Source organism: Nocardia anaemiae NBRC 100462, from assembly GCF_001612725.1.
Taxonomy (GTDB): Bacteria; Actinomycetota; Actinomycetes; order Mycobacteriales; family Mycobacteriaceae; genus Nocardia; species Nocardia anaemiae.
The window spans coordinates 119416-136174 of record NZ_BDAZ01000019.1 but is presented as its reverse complement, the minus strand read 5'-3'; the positions used below and the strand labels follow the sequence as shown (position 1 = coordinate 136174).

Here is a 16759-nt window from a genome sequence, read left to right as displayed (position 1 = left end):
ATGGCTTGGGATTTCGAAACCGACCCGGAATACCAGCAGAAGTTGGACTGGGCGGCGGAGTTGGTCCGCACCGAGGTGGAACCCCTCGATCTGCTCTACCCGAATCCCTACGACCGCACCAATACCGAGGCGATGGCGCTCATGCGGCCGCTCAAGGAGAAGGTGAAGGAACAGGGTCTGTGGGCCTGCCATCTCGGACCGGAACTGGGCGGCCCCGGCTACGGGCAGCTGAAACTCGGCCTGCTCAACGAGGTGCTCGGCACTTCGGTGTGGGCGCCATCGGTATTCGGTTGCCAGGCACCGGATTCCGGTAATGCGGAAATCCTCGCGCATTACGGCACCCCCGAGCAGAAGGCCAAGTATCTGGAGCCCTTGCTGGCCGGGGAGATCGGGTCCTGCTATGTCATGACCGAACCGACCGGCGGCTCGGATCCGACGCTGTTCAAGACCCGCGCGGTGCGCGACGGCGACTCCTGGGTCATCAATGGCGAAAAGTGGTTCAACTCCAATGCGCAATTCGCCAGCTTCCATATCGTCATGGTGGTCACGAATCCGGATGTCAGTCCGTACCAGGGCATGTCGATGTTCATCGTGCCCGCCGACACCCCCGGCCTGGAGATCGTGAAGAACTTCCACGTGCACGGTTTCAGCGAGCACGAGGGACATCTGCGCTTCACCGATGTCCGGGTGCCCGCCGACCACCTGCTCGGCCAGGAGGGTATGGGCTTCATCGTCGCGCAGACCCGCCTCGGGGGCGGTCGGGTACACCACGCCATGCGCACCGTCGCACTGGTGCGCAAGGCCTTCGACATGATGGCCGAACGCGCCGTCTCCCGGCCGATGCGCAAGGGTCCGCTCGCGGGTCTACAGATGACCCAGGAACGCATCGCCGACAGCTGGATCGAGATGGAGCAGTTCCGCCTGCTCGTCCTGCGCACCGCCTGGCGCATCGATAAGGAGCAGGACTATCTGAAGGTGCGCAAGGACATCGCCGCCATCAAGGTGGCGATGCCGAAGGTGATGCACGATATCGCCCAGCGCGCACTGCATCTGCACGGCGCCATCGGCGTCAGCCAGGACCTCCCGTTCGTCGACATGATGAACTACGCCGAGGTCATGGCCATCGCCGACGGTCCCACCGAGGTCCACAAGATCACCCTCGCCAAGGAAGTACTGAAGGATTACACCCCCGGCGACCCGGTCTATCCCAGCGGCTACCGTCCCGCGCTGCGCGAACAGGCCCGCGAACTGGTGGCCCGCCGCCTCGAACACATCGTCGGCAACCTCTGAGACCCGCTGCTGAGCGGTCACCGGGTGAACGCTCAGCAGCACGGCCACGCGGCTCCTGGCCGACGGCTCTATTGTCTGCAGCTGGCCTGACGGCCTGGCCTCACTTCAGGTGCCGGGCGAAGAACCGGTTCGCCTCCTCTCCGGCGTACTGCGGGACGCCGGTGTGCCCGCCCATATTGGCGTGCAACGTCTTCTCCTTGGAGCCGAAGGCGTCGAACAGGTCCAGGGCCACCTGCCGGTCGTTTCCTTCGTCGTCCCACTGCAGCAGGACATGCAGCGGAATGGTGACCTGCCGGGCCTGCTCGAGGATGGCGCGGGGCACGAAACTACCGGCGAACAGAACAGCGGCCGCGATGCGCGGCTCGACCACCGCCAGCCGGGTGCCGATGGAGATCACCCCGCCCGAGTAGCCGACCGGGCCGCCGATCTCGGGCAGCGCGAGCAGGGCGTCCAGGGCGGCCCGCCATTCCGGGACCGCCTTGTCGACCAGCGGGAGGATGAGCCGGTCGACGATCTCGTCGTCGACCGGCCCGCCAGCCGCCAGCGCGCGGTGCAGGTCGGTGAGGGCCTGATCGGCGGCGGCCGAACGGGGCCGGTCACCGCTCCCGGGGAGCTCGATGGTGGCCACGGCGTAGCCCTCCGCCACGGCGTGCTGGGCCCTGACCAGCAGTCGCGGGTACGCCTTGCGCAACCCGAGGGGAGGGGGGCCGACCAGGATCAGCGGCATCGGTTCGGCTGCGGATCCGGGCGTCCACAGGATGCCAGCGATTTCGCCGAGGGTGAATTCGCGCTCGAGGATGTCGTCGTCGAGGCGCTGTTCGGTAATGAATTGCACGGTCGTGCCTTTCGGGAGTGCTGTTGAACGGCGCTCCCGGACGACCTATCGCCTGACCGTGACCCCGAAGGGGAGCACCCATGTCGATACTGCGTTCACGGATACCACCTCCTCGTTCTCTGGCACGGCCTTCGGAAAGTTAGCAGTGGCCGCAGTCATCCGCAAACGGGTTTTTGCGGTGGCTCCGTGGCAACGTAGTTGTCCCACAACGGTGGCGAACGGCACTAACCTGGATGCCCGGAGGTAACCGAGTGATCGCATACGAAGTGCGACGGGTGCACAGCTGCGAGTTCTGCGGCACCGACGATCAGGGTCTCGGAACCGACAGCTCGTTGGACCGGGCGAAGTCGATCGCCGAACACGACGCGGGCCGCACGCTCGAATGGGCATGGTTCGCCGACGGAGAGTGGCCGCTGAGCGCCGATCCGGGTGACGGCGTCTACCGCTACTACATCTACGCGCGGGAGACTTCCGCGTAATGGTCACGAGGCACGCACGACCGGATCCGCATATCCCGCAACAGGACTCAGCAGCAGCACCGAGGGCATTCGTCGGGTGAGGGCAGTCGGGCCGGTGAATTCCACTCGGCCGGTTCGCATAGCGTGCGAGAGCGGAATGCGTCCCAACCAAACCTGGTACAGCGATTCGACATCGGAGCTGATGGTGACGTCGACCGGGTAGCCGGGATCGGCGTCGCACACCGAAGGCACACCCGATTCGATGACGATCCAATAGCGCCGAAGATCGTCGGTCAACCGCACGCACAACACATGGCGCCTACCCGGAAACATGGACGTATCCAGACGTGAGTGCATCCACCACACCAGCAGCCCGGCATCCAACTCCTCGGGCCGCGGTTCACCGAAGGTCCGGCGTGCACCCCATTCGCCGAGGCCGAACAGGATCGGCTCCAATTCCCGCCCGGCCGCGGTGAGCAAGTATTCGCTGCCCACCTTCTCGATCAGTCCGGCCCGCTCGAATCGGCGCAGCCGCTTGGCGAGCAGACTGCGTGAAAGACCCGGCAGACCGCGCGCCAGATCATTGAAGCGAGTTGTACCGATGAGCAGATCGCGCAGGATGAGCAGCGACCAACGCTCACCAACCACATCGAGCGCACGGGAGATCGGACAATATTGGCCATAGCTTGCGGTCGTGCTGGTCATGGTCACCTCGCGAACCGGGGTCCATTTTCTGGACCGTTGGAGTCCACTTTCTGGACTATTCGGTTATCGCGGCCGTTCCTAACTTCGAAACATGACGACTATCGCCCATGACATCACCACCACCGACTGGATCGCCCTGGCACGCCGGGCCGGGGAAACCCTGCGCGCCGATGTCGCCGCCCGCGACCGTACCGGCGACATCTCCGTAGCCGCCTTCGACCTGCTGCGGACCTCAGGACTCGCGGCCGCCCTGGTACCCATCGAGTTCGGGGGCGGCGGTGTGTCGCATCGCGAGATGGGCGAGATCCTGCGCGAACTCGGCCGCCACGATCCATCCACCGCCGTCGCCTTCGCCATGCACAGCCATCTGGTCGCCGCACAGGTTTGGCGGCACAACCACGGCATCGACGCCTCGGCGGTCTTCCACAAGGTGGCCGCGGGCGCGATCCTGGTCAGCACCGGCGCTTCGGACTGGGTCGAATCCAACGGCCGGGCCGAGCGTGTCGACGGCGGCTTTCGGGTGAGCGCGCGCAAGGCACCCGCCAGCGGCTGCGAGGTCGGCAATGTGGTGGTGACGAGTATCCGCCGCGGTGATGCGCCGGACGGACCCCAGGTGCTGCACTTCGCGATACCGTTGGACGCGCCCGGTGTTCGCATCGAAAAGACCTGGGACACTCTCGGTTTGCGGGCCAGTGGCTCCCATACGGTGGTCTTCGAGGATGTCTTCGTCCCCGATGCCGCAATCTCGCTGACCCGCCCCGCCGACATATGGCCCCCGGTGCTGAATGTGGTGATCGGTGCTGCCATGCCGCTGGTAATGGCGGCCTACCTCGGCATCGCCGACGCCGCAGTCGAATTGGCCGCCGCACTTGTCGCCGACCGCGCCGAACCACATACCTTCCAGCTCGCGGGCGAGATGATGAACGCCTACACCACCGCTGCGGATTCGATCGCCGCCATGTTCACCGATTCGGACAATCTGCGCTTCGACAATACCGACGGCCATGGCGCACGCACCCTCAGCCGCAAGACCGTGGCCGCCGACGCGCTCGTCGATACCGTCCGGCTGGCCATCGAAACCGTTGGCGGCGTTGGCTTTTCGCGCAGTTGCGAGATGGAGATGTGGTATCGCGACGTGCACGGCTGCCTGTTCCACCCGCTGCCGCGGGCCAAGCAGACGCGATTCACCGGTCGAGTTCTGTTGGGCCACACCCCCATCGATTGACCAACTTCTCGAACGGCAATGCTCGAAGCCGGGACGAAGGCCCGCCGATCGGGGTTCAATGGATGGGCACACGATGATGCACGGGAGGGAGTCATTGGTGTCCTGATCACCACACAACCGTGGACGAGGCGGTGACTGCCCCTCGGACACGATGAAGGAGTCGCGCACCCCCTCGCCCGCGGCTCCTTCATCCCGGCGCGCCGGGCGAATCGTCGGTATTGCCACATTCTGTTAAAAATGTTCGGCATTTGTCTCGGGTTGTTCCCGCATCAACCCCTGGTCAGACCGTACGGTTGTCTCCGACGCGACGACAGGCAGTCGCGTACGGCCCCCGGCCGCTTCGGAACTAGCAACACCGAGGTGTGGACCATGTTTATGCGCAAGATGATCGGCGCTGTGGCAGGAACCGTCATGGTAGGTGCGATGGGCGCCGTCGGCGGCGCCGGTACCACAGCCGCGGCCCCCGCTGGCTGCCCCGACCTCTATGTCGTGGCGATACCCGGCACGTGGGAGACCTCCGACGCCAATCCCGGCGAAGGCATGCTGGCGAGCGTCACCGATAACCTGCCGCGAAATACCCGCACCGACTACGTGACCTACGCGGCGACCGCTTTCCCCTGGGAGACCGATGTTTACGGCCGGTCCAAGCGGCAGGCCATCGATAATGCCCGTGGCCTGGTCACGGCGATGGCCCAGCAGTGCGCCGAGACCAAGATCGCGCTGATCGGCTACAGCCAGGGCGCGGATGCGGCGGGCGATCTCGCCGCCGAAATCGGCACCGGATTGAGTCCCGTTCGGCCCGAAAGCATCGCCGCGGTCGGACTCATCTCGGATCCGCGCCGCTCCCCGACCGACGCGCTCATCGGCCCGCCGGTCGACGGTGCCGGTGCGGGCGGCCCGCGCATCGGCGGCTTCGGCTTGCTCACCCCGAAGACCCGGACCATCTGCGCCGTCGGTGACCTCTACTGCGCCGCGCCGCCCACCGACTTCGCGACCCGCTTCGCCGGATTCCTGGCCCAGGCCTCCGATCCCGACCCGGCCCAGTTGTGGCGCTATCAGCAGGAGGCGTTCGCCATCTTCAACGACCTGATGGCGACCGGGGTGGCCCCACTCATCCAGAACCAGCTCGCCGATCCGGAAATGAACGAACGCAAGCAGGAATTCGAGCGGTTCTACAACTCGTTCGTGCACCAGAACTATCCGACCTACGTCGTGGATGCCAGCGGCGCCACCGCCACCTCGTGGCTGCGGCAGTGGCTGGTCGGCCTGGCCTGAAAACCCTTCGCCAGCGGTGGGTGCGTTGTGCCACCATGGATTTCGACGATGATCACCCGATTCCGCGGGTGCTCACGAGCATGAGGAAGGAGGCGGCGGCCGTGACCATTGTCGTATCGAGCCCGCGTCGGTATGACGCGCGCGTCGAGCAGAAACCGCGCCGCCTCCTGGCCGGTAACTGACCGACCCTCGCCTTCGGATCTGCTCGCTCTCTCGAAACATGGTGACTCCCATGACGTTCCACCGTGCCACCGATCCGGTGGTGTCGACTGTCGACAACTGGATACACGCCCGGGTACTGGTGTTGAACGCCAGCTACGAGGCGCTCACCGAGATCAGCGCCGACCGGGCCGTGGTGCTGCTCATGGGCGGAGCCGCGGAGTCGATCGCGGATCGGGAGCCGCGCTTCCCGATTCGGTCCAAGCACCTCGAGCTCGCGCTGCCGGAGACGATCCGGCTGCTGCGCTACGTCTACCTCGACCATGTGACGCGAATACACGACGGCAGCCGCGCGACGCTGGCCGGTGTGCTGCGTCGCGACAACCACCGGTGCGGGTACTGCGCGTCCTGGGCGCGCACCGTCGACCACATCCGGCCGCGCAGCCGGGGTGGTCCGAATACCTGGGACAACCTGATCGCCGCGTGCGCGCCGTGCAACTCGAGCAAGGCCGACCGGACGCCGGAGGAGGCGGGTATGCGGTTGCTGTGGCAGCCGAAGGCGCCCGATCACCTGGCCAAGCATCAGCGGCGGATCTGGAAGCAATTGGCCACCACTTGAGCCGAGAGAGAAAGGAGAAGGCTCGAAATGACCGTCGAATTGGAGACCAGCGCGGTTGTCGATCTGACCGACCTGCTCCCGCTCTCGGATTCCCGAGAGTGGCATCGGGCGGCCTGTCGAGGTGATCCGAATCACGAAGCGTGGTTCCCGTACCCGTCACAGGACTTCGAGTACGCGCGTGAAGTTTGCGCGGGCTGCCCGATCCGGGATGCCTGCGGTGAATTCGCCGCGCGCACCGGACAGTCCGGAGTCTGGGGCGGCCACGAGTTCGACCGCGGACGGATGATCCGACCCTAGTCGGATGTCCGCGCCACGCCGTGCCGGTGCGCCGCACCGGACACACCGGCACGGCAAATCTCGCGTGAACATACACTGAGGATCGTGGGCACACATCGCAGCGGAACCAGGTCCCGGGGCGTCAGCAAAGGTCCGGTTATCGCAGTGGTTGCCGTTTTGCTGCTAGTCGCGGCGGTCTTCGCGTTTTTTCAACTCAGTGATCGCGCCGCGAACCGGGACAAGTCGGCCGCGGCGGAATGTAAGGAGGGGCCGTCGACGCTGTTCGTGACGGTCGATCCGGATATCGCCGATCCGGTGCGGGCCGCGGCGGAGCACTACAACGCGACCAATCCGAAGGTGCGCGATCATTGTGCGAAAGTTGTGGTGACGGCCCAGCCGTCGGCCGCCATCGTAGCCGGGTTCACCGCGGGCACGCCGTGGAACGGTGCGCTCGGCCCGCAGCCGGGGCTGTGGATCGCCGATTCGATGCGTTCCATCGAATCCATGCGGGTGCCCGGCCTGATCGAGGGCACACCGGCGCCGGTCGCGTTGACCCCGATCGTGGTCGCCGTTCCGGACGATCTGCGCAACGCGCTCGAGCAGGCCAAGATCACCTGGGCGGATCTGCCACGGCTGCAACAGGGTTCGCTGGATGAGCTCGGCCTGTCCGGGTGGGGTGGGTTGCGGATGGCGCTGCCCGCCGGGGATTCGACACTGGCGGCGGCGGCAGCGGTCGGCTCCGCGGTGTCGGGGACCGACCCGCTCACCGATGAGGTCGCGCAGTCCGGTCAGGTTGTCGCGGCGATCTCCGGTCTCGCCGCGAAGGCGCCGCAGGCGGTGGACACCACGGCCGCATTGGCCGCGATCGGTGCGGCGAATTCGCCCGTTCACGCGGTAGCCGCTACTGAGCAGCAACTGAAGGCTCTCGGTGGTATGTCGGCGTTTCGGCCCGCGGGTACCGCCCCGGTCGCCGATCATCCCGCCGCCTTGATGTCCGGCGCATGGGTGGACAAGACCCAGAATCTGATCGCATCGCTGTTCGCCGACTACCTGCGCGCACCTCAGCAGTCCTCGGCCTTCACCGCCGCCGGATTCGGCGCTGCACCGGCCACCGCCGCACCCTCGGCACCGCGGACCGCTCTGGACAAGGTGCGCGCGACACTCGCCAATCCTGTTCTCGGCGTGCAGGCTACGGTGTTGCTGGACGTATCGTCCTCGATGGGCAATAGCGACGGGTCCGTCACCCGGCTCGCTAACGCACTCGGCGCGATCCGCTCCACGATGAATGTGATGCCGCCGGACTTCGGACTCGGCGTGTGGACATTCGGCAAAAACCTCGACGGGACAACGCCGTACAAGATCCACACTCCCACCGCGCCACTGAACAATCAGCAGCGCACTGCGTTGGATACGGCGCTGGAGGCGGTCAAGCCCACCGAATCGCGCACCGACCAGGCATATCCGTCACTGATCGCCGCCTACCGCTCAGCTATTCGCGGATACACCGCGGGGCTGACCAATTCGGTCCTGCTCATTACCGACGGCCCGGATGACGACTCGACCATCACCGGAGCGAAACTGCTGACCGAGCTGACCTCCGCCGCCGATCCGGCCCACCCGGTTCGCATCGATGTGATCGTCATCGGCGGCAATGGCACCGAGACCCTCCAAACCGCCGCTCAGCGAACCGGAGGCACATACACCCGGCTGCCCACCTCCGACGACGTCAGCTTCGGAACCGCGATAATGCACGCGCTGACCACCCCGTGAGCATCGGTCGTATCGATTGCCTCGCATAGACATTGGCTATCGCGCACAAGGTATACGTTGTGCGAGGTAGGAACTGCTTGTGCGGCAAACTGTTTTCACGCAGATTGCTCGCCTCCCGTGGCGCCGATCTGCTACCCGACCGAACCGCTGACCACGCAATACACGGTCCTTGCGGGTGATGCCGGACCGGACGCGGCACGCGGTGGTGGCTCTCGAGCACCGATCGGGGCACAGTGGAGCACCCCGCAATGCAATGATGACCCGGTGACTTCCTGGCTTCCGCTTCTCAGCTCGCTCATCGTCGCCGCCGCGGCGCTCATCGGCGTCCTGATCAACAACCGGACGAACCGCAACGCGATCACCGCAGCCGACGAGCGCAACCGGACCACACTCGATGCCGCACAGCAGAATATCGAGGCAACCCACGCCGCCGCGCAACGCAACATCGACAACGCCAACGCCGCCGCAGAACGCCGCGAACAGGACAAATGGCGACGCGACTCGATTCTGACCGCGATCTCCTCGGTGCTGCTCGCCGCCGCCGACGTCCGCCAAACCCTGTGGGACACCCTCGATTGGAAAGCCGAATCCGTCGAGGAGGTGGACAGTTTCGGCAAGGAAGTACAGCAGAGCATCTCCGCGTGCAACGGCTACATCACCCGGCTGCGCGTCCTGTCGAACCCCAAGATCCCGGCGCGCTGCGAAGATCTGCTCCGCACCCTCACCGCGGCCCAGAGCATCACCGTGCAGCGCCTCAAGGTCGAACTCGACCACGAGGCAACCATGGACGACGTCAACGCGATCCGCGCACTGTGGCACAAGGCAATTGCTAATACCGTCCAGGACGAACGCGCCGTCATCGACGCAACGCGGTCGGAACTGGGAATCGAAGCCCTCAGCGAGATCCCGGAAATCGAACCCGAGTCGGTGCCGGACCCGGCCTGACCCCGCTCGGGGCGGCTCGGATTCGGCCACGACCTCCGGCATGGAGCCACTCGAAGGCAGTGGACAGCCACACCTTCCGTAAGCGTAAACTTACGGTTCGTGGAGGCTTACCGAGATGCCGCGTTGGATGCCCTGGGGGATCCGATGCGGCGCGCGATCTTCGAGCGGCTCGGGGAAGGGCCGTGTTCGGTTGGGGAACTGGCTGAGGGATTGCCGGTCAGTCGGCCCGCGGTTTCCCAGCATTTGAAGGTGCTCAAGGCGGCGGGGCTGGTTACCGATGTAGCGGTGGGAACCAGGCGGGTGTATCGGCTGAACCCGCAGGGAATCGATGGACTTCGGGAGTACTTCACGCAGTTCTGGTCGACGGCGATGTCGGCCTTTCAGGACGAGGTGAACCGGCGGGTCGCGACCGAGCGAACGGCGGACACCTCCGCGAAGGAGAAGTCATGACACAGCAATTGAGCGATAAGGAAGTTCGGGTCGAACTCGTCGTCGACGCACCGATCGAGAAGGCGTACGACGTATTCACCAATGGGATCGACAGTTGGTGGCCGCGAGCACATCACATCGGCAAGGGCGAACTCGCACAGGAGGTTATCGAGCCGCGCGAGGGCGGGCGCTGTTTCGGCAGGGAAGCCGACGGCACCGAATGTCCTTGGGGAACCGTGCTCGTCTGGGATCCACCGCGGCATTTCGCGTTCTCCTGGGAGATCAGCCTGGCCTGGCAGCACGAAACCGATCCGGACCGCGCCAGCCGCGTCGATGTCACCTTCGCAGCCGTCACCGCCGACCGCACAGCCGTCACCCTGGTGCATTCTGGCTTCGAAAAGCACGGCGCGGGTTGGGAATCCATGCGCGACAGCGTGCAGAGCGAGGGCGGCTGGCCGGATCTGGTCAATACCTACGCCAAAGCGGCTGCGGCACAGTGAAGGTGGCTGCCGAGCCGCACCTGCAACGGGGTCGAGGTGCGGCTCGGTAGCCTTCAGTACGCGTCCAGCGGCGGGCAGGAGCAGACGAGATTGCGGTCACCGTAGGCGCCGTCGATGCGCCGGACCGGGGGCCACACCTTGCCCCGCGCCGGATCCAGCCCCTGCGGATACACCGCGACCTCCCGGCTGTACGGGTGCTCCCACTCCCCGACCAGGCAGGCCGCGGTATGCGGAGCACCGCGCAGCGGGTTGTCTTCCACCGGCCACACACCCGCGGCGACCTGATCGATCTCGGCACGGATCGCCGTCATAGCGAGGACGAATTCGTCGAGCTCGGCCAGGTTTTCGCTCTCGGTGGGCTCCACCATCAGCGTGCCAGCCACCGGGAAGCTCATGGTCGGCGCGTGGAATCCATAGTCGGCCAACCGCTTTGCCACATCATCGACGGTCACACCGGTGTGCTTGCTGATCTCGCGTAGATCCAGAATGCATTCGTGCGCGACCATCGAATTCTCACCGGTGTACAGCACCGGGAAATGCTCGTTCAACCGGCGCGCGATGTAGTTGGCCGAGGCGATCGCGGTCAACGTGGCCTTGCGCAGACCATCCGCACCCATCATCCGGATATAGGCCCAGGTGATCGGCAGGATCGACGCGGAACCGTACTTCGCCGCCGACACCGCGTGCGAACCCTGCTCGAGCGGGTCACCGGGCAGATACGGCGCCAGATGCGAGCGCACCGCAACCGGACCAACGCCCGGCCCGCCGCCGCCATGCGGAATGCAGAAGGTCTTGTGCAGGTTCAGATGGCTGACATCGCCGCCGAATCGTCCCGGACGGGCAAGGCCGACAAGGGCATTCAGATTCGCACCATCGACATACACCTGACCGCCCGCATCGTGCACCAGCGCGCACAACTCGGCGACCTCGTGCTCGTACACCCCGTGCGTGGACGGGTAGGTGATCATGATGCAGGCCAGCCGGTCGGCGTGGTCGGCGATCTTGGCGCGCAGATCATCGAGGTCCACATCGCCGTTCTCCCGGCACTTCACGACCTCCACGCGCAATCCGGCCATGGTGGCCGAGGCCGCGTTGGTGCCGTGCGCACTGGACGGAATGAGGCAGGTATCCCGGTGGGTATCACCACGGTCCAGGTGATAGCGCCGAATGGCCAGCAGTCCGGCGTACTCGCCCTGACTGCCCGCGTTCGGCTGCAGGCTCACCTGGTCGTACCCGGTGATGGCCGAGAGCCAGTCCTCCAGATCGGTGATCACCCGCAGCAGTCCGGGCGCATCCTCGACCGGCGCGTACGGATGTATCCGCGCGAAACCGGGCCAGGTGATGGCCTCCATCTCCGCGGTGGCATTGAGCTTCATGGTGCAGGAGCCCAGCGGAATCATGCTGCGATCGAGCGCGATGTCCTTATCGGAGAGTCTGCGCAGATAGCGCAGCATCGCGGTTTCGGTGTGATAGCTGGTGAAGGCCGGGTGGGTGAGGAATTCCGAGGTGCGGGTCTCGATCGAACCGTCGGGTACGCTCGGCGCATCGCCCGGATCGCCGACGCCCGATGGCAGTCCGGTGCTGAAGGATTCCAGCACCGCGGTGACATGCGCCTCGGTGGTGGCCTCGTCGCAGGCGATGCCGACGTGATCGGCATCCACCAGCCGCAGATTGATCCCGCTCGACTTCGCCTTCGCGACAACAGATTCCGCACCGCCGGGCACGCGCACCAGCAGGGTGTCGAAGAAATTCTCGTACACCACAACACCATCGAGCCCGGCCGCGATGGCGGCGGCGCGGGCATGAACGCGGCGGGCGATCGCACGTAGCCCGTCGGCGCCGTGATAACTCGCGTACATCGCGGCGACAATGGCCAGCAGCACCTGTGCGGTACAGATATTCGAGGTCGCCTTCTCCCGGCGAATGTGCTGCTCCCGGGTCTGCAGCGCGAGCCGGTACGCCTTGTTGCCATCAACGTCCACGGACACCCCGACCAACCGGCCGGGCAGCTGCCGCGCATGTTTGGTGTGCACCGACAGATATCCGGCATGCGGACCGCCGAAGCCCATCGGGACACCGAAACGCTGTGTGGTGCCGAAACATACGTCGGCGCCCTGCTCCCCCGGCGGCGTAATCAATGTCAGCGCAAGCAGATCCGCGCCCACCGCCACCAATGCACCACGCTCGTGCGCCGCCTCGATCACCGGCCGCCAGTCCACGATCCGGCCGGACGCACCCGGAACCTGAACCAGCACGCCGAAGAACTCGCCATCGGGCAACTCACCATCGGATAGATCCGCCGAGACGATCTCGATGCCCAGCGGCTCGGCCCGGGTGTAGAGCACGGTCTTGGTCTGCGGGAACAGATCGTCGTCGATGAGCAGACGCGCGGACTTGGACTTACCCGCGCGGCGCAGCAGGGTCATCGCCTCGGCGGCGGCGGTGGCCTCGTCCAACATGGACGCATTGGCCACCTCCATCCCGGTGAGATCCGAGACCATGGTCTGGAAGTTGAGCAGCGCCTCGAGCCGCCCCTGGCTGATCTCGGGCTGGTACGGCGTGTAGGCGGTGTACCAGGCCGGATTCTCCAGCAGGCTGCGCACCAGCACCGGCGGGGTGAGCGTGTCGTAGTAGCCGAGCCCGATCATCGAGGTGGCGACGGAATTGGCGTGCGCGAGCTCCGCGAGTTCGGCGAGCACCTCGTGCTCGGTGGCCGCGGGCGGCAGCACCTCCAGGCCGGAGCCGTCCAGAATGCTCGCCGGCAGCGCCGCGGCAGCGAGCTCGTCCAGCGAGCCGACGCCGACGACGTCCAGAATCCGGGCGAGTTCAGCCCGGTCGGGTCCGATATGGCGGTCGGCGAATGATCGAGTCACGGCAGCTCCAAGGTCGGGCGGGGTCGACCAACGCGGTCGACGGGTACCAGCCCTCCCCCTCTGTCGTGGAGCCTGAGAGATTCGGACGCCGCGACACCCTGTCTCGAACGGACAGGGCCCGGGACCCCTTTCCCCATGGGCGGGCGATCGCCGCGTTGTGCGCCAAACACCACTTTCCAGAGACGTCGAAGCCCGTACGGTCCGTTTGCCTGAGAGATTGACGGGGAGGTGCTGCTCCTTCGGCGCCCGAACTCTTGTGAAGTCCGGAACTCTCCCGCACGGCGGCGACGCATCGCCAGTTTATGTCGCGCGCGCAACGAATGACGCCACCGGACCCCGGAATGGCGTGTAGCGCTCATCACTCCGGTAAATATGACAAGTGCCCGCCGCGATAGCGACGGGCACTCGAGACGAGATCTAGCCGGTCTTCCGGTTCATCCGAGCCTTACGCCGGAAGGACAGTTCGTCCTCCGGACGTTCGCTCGCACTGCCGCTCACCGCGCGCTCGGCCGGGAAGTTGGCGATGGCTCCGGTCAGTTCCCGCATGGCGCCGCTGACCGCGATTCCGAAGACGCCCTGCCCACCCTGCAGTAAATCGACTACCTCCTCGGGCGAGGTGCATTCGTACACCGACGTGCCATCGGAGAACAGCGTGATACCCGCCAGATCCTGCACGCCGCGGCTGCGCAGGTGATCGACCGCGATGCGGATGTTCTGCAGCGAGATGCCAGCGTCCAATAGTCGCTTCACGATTTTCAGGACCAGAATGTCCTTGAACGAATACAGCCGTTGACTGCCCGACCCCGCCGCACCTCGAATGGAGGGCACGACCAGTCCGGTCCGCGCCCAATAGTCGAGCTGGCGGTAGGTGATCCCGGCCACCTGGCATGCGCTTGGCACACGGTAGCCGACCAAATCGTCGGGTACCGAATCATCCGGGAACAGGCCTGGCTGTACCACATCCTGCGATTGCTCTGCCACTGACCACTCCCTTGCTTCGCCGACGCCTTGCCTCATCGATGACCCGGCTCCGTAACGACCAACGACCGGCCATAACGGACGTGGCCCAACTATCGAGATTACTCCCCCTGATTCTCCCGGGAGCCGCATCATCCGACCAAACGCGACGCGCGGTAAGAGTCTCGACCTCTACTTTAGAGCGAGCAGAAATATGGGCACGCCGGACCGACAACGCCAGTCTGCCAAGAGAACTCAGCTATCGGTGGCCTTGAAATCGTCCGGCGAGACCGACTCGAGGAACTCCTTGAACTTCTCCACCTCATCCTCGCGTTCGTCCGGCATGACCAGCCCCGCCTCCTCGAGCACCGGCTCCTCGGCATAGATCGGGCAACCGACCCGCAAAGCGATCGCTACCGAATCCGATGGCCGCGCCGAGATCCGCAGATCGTTGTCGAAGACCAGATCCGCGTAGAAGGTGCCCTCCTGCAGATCCACGATTCGCACTTCCTTGAGGGTGTGCCCGAGGTCGGCGATCAAGATCTTGATCAGATCGTGAGTCAGCGGACGGATCGGGGTCACCCCCTCTTGTTCGAGCACGATCGCGGTCGCCTCGGCCTGCCCGATCCAGATCGGCAGATACCTGTCTCCGGACACCTCGCGGAGCAACAGCACGGGCTGGTTCTGTGGCTGCTCGACACGAATGCCGATAACGCGCATCTCACTCATCGCACTGCCTCCCAATGACTCGCCGGCCGCCCGGCATGACCGCTGCAGAGCTCGCCGTACCACGAGTCTAAGCGAAGCCCGAGGCGTGCAGCATTCCCTGTGCACAGCCGAAATCGGCGTGTTGTCCGTCTGGAACGCAAAACGAACTTCCCAGGCACCCGCCGAACTCAGCCGCCGAGCGAGGATCGCACCGACGCTTTCACCAGGCAGGTGTGCAGTGTCAGCGACAATGCGGCCAACTCGCGCACCGTCTCCTCCGCACGGGCCCGCGCACCGGCATCACGACTCTTGGCGATCGGGGCGGCGATCTGCGCCACCAGTGCGGCCTCACGATCCGCCGCCAGCTTGAAGGCCCGCAAATGCCTTGCCTCCAGGCCGAATTCGGCCATCGCCTTGGCGGTCTTGGCCAGCGTCACCGCATCCTCGTCGAAGAAACCAGCGGCGCCCGGCGTGATCAGATTGGCCCGGATCAGATCGGCGAGGAACTTCTCATCGATCTCGGCCCTGGCGAGCAGATCGGACCGGGTGAGCCGGATTTCGTGATCGAATCGCAGCTCGTCGGGCGAGATTTCACCGGGCACGACACCGAGTCTGCGCGGCACCGCGGCACGTGCGGAACTGTGCGCCGCGGGTGCGGCGGTGGACTCGGAGTCGAGCAGCGGGTGCCCGGACTCCGGCGCACCGTTGCGGCCGGAGTGCGCTCGGGCGCGGGCTTCCCGCACACCGAGCGTCGCCGCACCGCTGTCGATCGCTTCGAGCTGCTCCTTGATCACCTTCAAGGGCAGGTACTGATCACGTTGGGCGGTCAGCACGAATCTGAGCCGCTCGCAGTCCGCGATCGAGAACCTGCGATAACCCGACGGTGTGCGCTCGGGTCGGATCAGCCCCTCGGCCTCGAGGAAACGGATCTTCGAGATGGTGATATCCGGAAAGTCCGGTCGCAGCAGGTCGAGCACGGAGCCGATCGACATGCCTCCGCGAGCCCACTGCGCCGCGCCCGTCATAGCACCGAGTCTTTCATGACACAGCGTTCTTCCCTGTCAACAGTCCCGACACGCGAAATCCGTGCCGTTGATGTCACAGGCTGCCCGCACCTGCCGACGAATCGCTCGACTCGACCCGCGGACCGGTGAGGAACACGAGGCGGAACTTGCCGATCTGTACCTCGTCACCGTTCTGCAACTCCGAAGAGTCCACCGGCTCCCGGTTGACATAGGTGCCGTTGAGGCTGCCCACGTCGACCACCTGGAAGGAATCGTCGTCCTGCCGGAATTCGGCATGCCGACGGCTGACGGTGACATCATCGAGAAAGATGTCACTGTCGGGATGGCGGCCCGCCGACGTGGTCGGCTGATCGAGCAGGAACCGCGAGCCCGCATTCGGGCCTCGCTTCACGACCAAGAGGGCAGCACCAACCGGCAGACCCTCGACCCCTTGGACCGGCTGTTCGCCGGTCGCCTCAGCGGAGCGCGACGCGTCGACCTCGTTCAGGAAATCCGCGCGGAAGACCGACGTCGTCTCGGCCGCGGTCTCCCCGTAACCCGGGTCTTTGTTCTCGCTCACCGTTTCTCTCCTCCTCGAACCTGATTATCCATGCAAGCAGGTGCTGCCTTCACCGCCACGACCTGGGGATCCTGGCGCTAGAACACCGGCTGCCAAGCACCGGCACATCTGTTGGCATTGACCGTACCCTGCTAGGGCGTACCCGTGCAGG

At 65.5% G+C, this 16759-nt stretch carries 17 protein-coding genes and 1 riboswitch; of the genes, 10 read left to right on the top strand and 7 right to left on the bottom strand.

What is annotated here, in order from left to right; translation table 11 throughout:
- Nucleotides 1-1290, top strand: a complete 1290-nt coding sequence (locus NA5_RS13840) for an acyl-CoA dehydrogenase family protein (protein WP_062985711.1) — start codon at nt 1-3, stop codon at nt 1288-1290.
- A 100-nt stretch (nt 1291-1390) separates the two neighbouring features.
- Here the strand turns inward: NA5_RS13840 and NA5_RS13835 are convergent, their stop codons facing one another.
- The gene (locus tag NA5_RS13835) at nt 1391-2125 is read right to left on the bottom strand and encodes a dienelactone hydrolase family protein (protein ID WP_062985708.1); all 735 of its coding nucleotides are present in this window, start codon (nt 2123-2125) and stop codon (nt 1391-1393) included.
- Between the two features lie 251 nt (nt 2126-2376).
- On the opposite strand from NA5_RS13835, the gene NA5_RS13830 reads away from it, so the two are divergent.
- Nucleotides 2377-2604 (top strand): hypothetical protein, encoded by a 228-nt coding sequence (locus NA5_RS13830; protein WP_062985706.1) that lies wholly within the window; start codon nt 2377-2379, stop codon nt 2602-2604.
- A gap of 3 nt (nt 2605-2607) precedes the next feature.
- Here the strand turns inward: NA5_RS13830 and NA5_RS13825 are convergent, their stop codons facing one another.
- On the bottom strand, nt 2608-3288 hold the full coding sequence (locus NA5_RS13825) for a winged helix-turn-helix transcriptional regulator (protein WP_062985791.1): 681 nt from the start codon (nt 3286-3288) through the stop codon (nt 2608-2610).
- A 91-nt stretch (nt 3289-3379) separates the two neighbouring features.
- Between NA5_RS13825 and NA5_RS13820 the strand changes: the two genes are divergently transcribed.
- The 8 genes from NA5_RS13820 (at nt 3380) to NA5_RS13785 (ending at nt 10486) form a co-directional block, all read left to right on the top strand.
- Nucleotides 3380-4513: an acyl-CoA dehydrogenase family protein gene (locus NA5_RS13820; RefSeq protein ID WP_062985704.1), complete on the top strand. Its 1134-nt coding sequence runs from the start codon at nt 3380-3382 to the stop codon at nt 4511-4513.
- Between the two features lie 375 nt (nt 4514-4888).
- Nucleotides 4889-5788: a cutinase family protein gene (locus tag NA5_RS13815; protein WP_062985701.1), complete on the top strand. Its 900-nt coding sequence runs from the start codon at nt 4889-4891 to the stop codon at nt 5786-5788.
- Between the two features lie 232 nt (nt 5789-6020).
- Nucleotides 6021-6566 (top strand): HNH endonuclease, encoded by a 546-nt coding sequence (locus NA5_RS13810; protein WP_062985699.1) that lies wholly within the window; start codon nt 6021-6023, stop codon nt 6564-6566.
- Nucleotides 6567-6593: 27 nt separating this feature from the next.
- Nucleotides 6594-6863, top strand: coding sequence for a WhiB family transcriptional regulator (locus NA5_RS13805; RefSeq protein ID WP_062985697.1), 270 nt, complete (start codon nt 6594-6596; stop codon nt 6861-6863).
- A 144-nt stretch (nt 6864-7007) separates the two neighbouring features.
- Nucleotides 7008-8612 carry a VWA domain-containing protein gene (locus NA5_RS13800; RefSeq protein ID WP_062985695.1) on the top strand — a complete coding sequence of 535 codons (1605 nt, stop codon included), beginning with the start codon at nt 7008-7010 and terminating at the stop codon, nt 8610-8612.
- Between the two features lie 264 nt (nt 8613-8876).
- The gene (locus tag NA5_RS13795) at nt 8877-9557 is read left to right on the top strand and encodes a hypothetical protein (RefSeq protein ID WP_157110390.1); all 681 of its coding nucleotides are present in this window, start codon (nt 8877-8879) and stop codon (nt 9555-9557) included.
- Nucleotides 9558-9656: 99 nt separating this feature from the next.
- Nucleotides 9657-10007 (top strand): ArsR/SmtB family transcription factor, encoded by a 351-nt coding sequence (locus NA5_RS13790; protein ID WP_157110389.1) that lies wholly within the window; start codon nt 9657-9659, stop codon nt 10005-10007.
- Entirely contained in the window at nt 10004-10486 is a 483-nt protein-coding gene (locus tag NA5_RS13785) for an SRPBCC family protein (protein ID WP_062985693.1), read from the top strand. Before NA5_RS13790 ends, NA5_RS13785 begins: the two co-directional genes overlap by 4 nt.
- Nucleotides 10487-10539: 53 nt before the next feature.
- On the opposite strand, the gene gcvP is transcribed toward NA5_RS13785, so the two are convergent.
- The 5 genes from gcvP to garA all read right to left on the bottom strand — a co-directional run bounded on the left by gcvP (nt 10540) and on the right by garA (nt 16608).
- Complete coding sequence (gene gcvP / locus NA5_RS13780) at nt 10540-13359, bottom strand: aminomethyl-transferring glycine dehydrogenase (protein ID WP_062985692.1); 2820 nt, start codon at nt 13357-13359, stop codon at nt 10540-10542.
- A 187-nt stretch (nt 13360-13546) separates the two neighbouring features.
- Nucleotides 13547-13646, bottom strand: a riboswitch (glycine riboswitch).
- Nucleotides 13647-13776: 130 nt separating this feature from the next.
- On the bottom strand, nt 13777-14376 hold the full coding sequence (locus NA5_RS13775) for a MerR family transcriptional regulator (RefSeq protein ID WP_040689886.1): 600 nt from the start codon (nt 14374-14376) through the stop codon (nt 13777-13779).
- A gap of 195 nt (nt 14377-14571) precedes the next feature.
- Nucleotides 14572-15045, bottom strand: a complete 474-nt coding sequence (locus tag NA5_RS13770) for a bifunctional nuclease family protein (RefSeq protein WP_062985690.1) — start codon at nt 15043-15045, stop codon at nt 14572-14574.
- A 167-nt stretch (nt 15046-15212) separates the two neighbouring features.
- On the bottom strand, nt 15213-16049 hold the full coding sequence (gene ftsR / locus NA5_RS13765; RefSeq protein WP_062985689.1) for a transcriptional regulator FtsR: 837 nt from the start codon (nt 16047-16049) through the stop codon (nt 15213-15215).
- 73 nt (nt 16050-16122) lie between these two features.
- Nucleotides 16123-16608 (bottom strand): glycogen accumulation regulator GarA, encoded by a 486-nt coding sequence (gene garA / locus NA5_RS13760; RefSeq protein WP_062985688.1) that lies wholly within the window; start codon nt 16606-16608, stop codon nt 16123-16125.
- Between the last annotated feature and the right edge of the window lie 151 nt (nt 16609-16759).

Coding starts and splice junctions, on each gene's coding strand:
- ftsR (WP_062985689.1), bottom strand. CDS start 16,049: ATGACGGGCGCGGCGCAGTGGGCTCGCGGAGGCATGTCGATCGGCTCC.
- NA5_RS13840 (WP_062985711.1), top strand. CDS start 1: ATGGCTTGGGATTTCGAAACCGACCCGGAATACCAGCAGAAGTTGGAC.
- NA5_RS13775 (WP_040689886.1), bottom strand. CDS start 14,376: ATGAGGCAAGGCGTCGGCGAAGCAAGGGAGTGGTCAGTGGCAGAGCAA.
- NA5_RS13820 (WP_062985704.1), top strand. CDS start 3,380: ATGACGACTATCGCCCATGACATCACCACCACCGACTGGATCGCCCTG.
- NA5_RS13785 (WP_062985693.1), top strand. CDS start 10,004: ATGACACAGCAATTGAGCGATAAGGAAGTTCGGGTCGAACTCGTCGTC.
- NA5_RS13815 (WP_062985701.1), top strand. CDS start 4,889: ATGCGCAAGATGATCGGCGCTGTGGCAGGAACCGTCATGGTAGGTGCG.
- NA5_RS13825 (WP_062985791.1), bottom strand. CDS start 3,288: ATGACCAGCACGACCGCAAGCTATGGCCAATATTGTCCGATCTCCCGT.
- NA5_RS13770 (WP_062985690.1), bottom strand. CDS start 15,045: ATGAGTGAGATGCGCGTTATCGGCATTCGTGTCGAGCAGCCACAGAAC.
- NA5_RS13810 (WP_062985699.1), top strand. CDS start 6,021: ATGACGTTCCACCGTGCCACCGATCCGGTGGTGTCGACTGTCGACAAC.
- NA5_RS13805 (WP_062985697.1), top strand. CDS start 6,594: ATGACCGTCGAATTGGAGACCAGCGCGGTTGTCGATCTGACCGACCTG.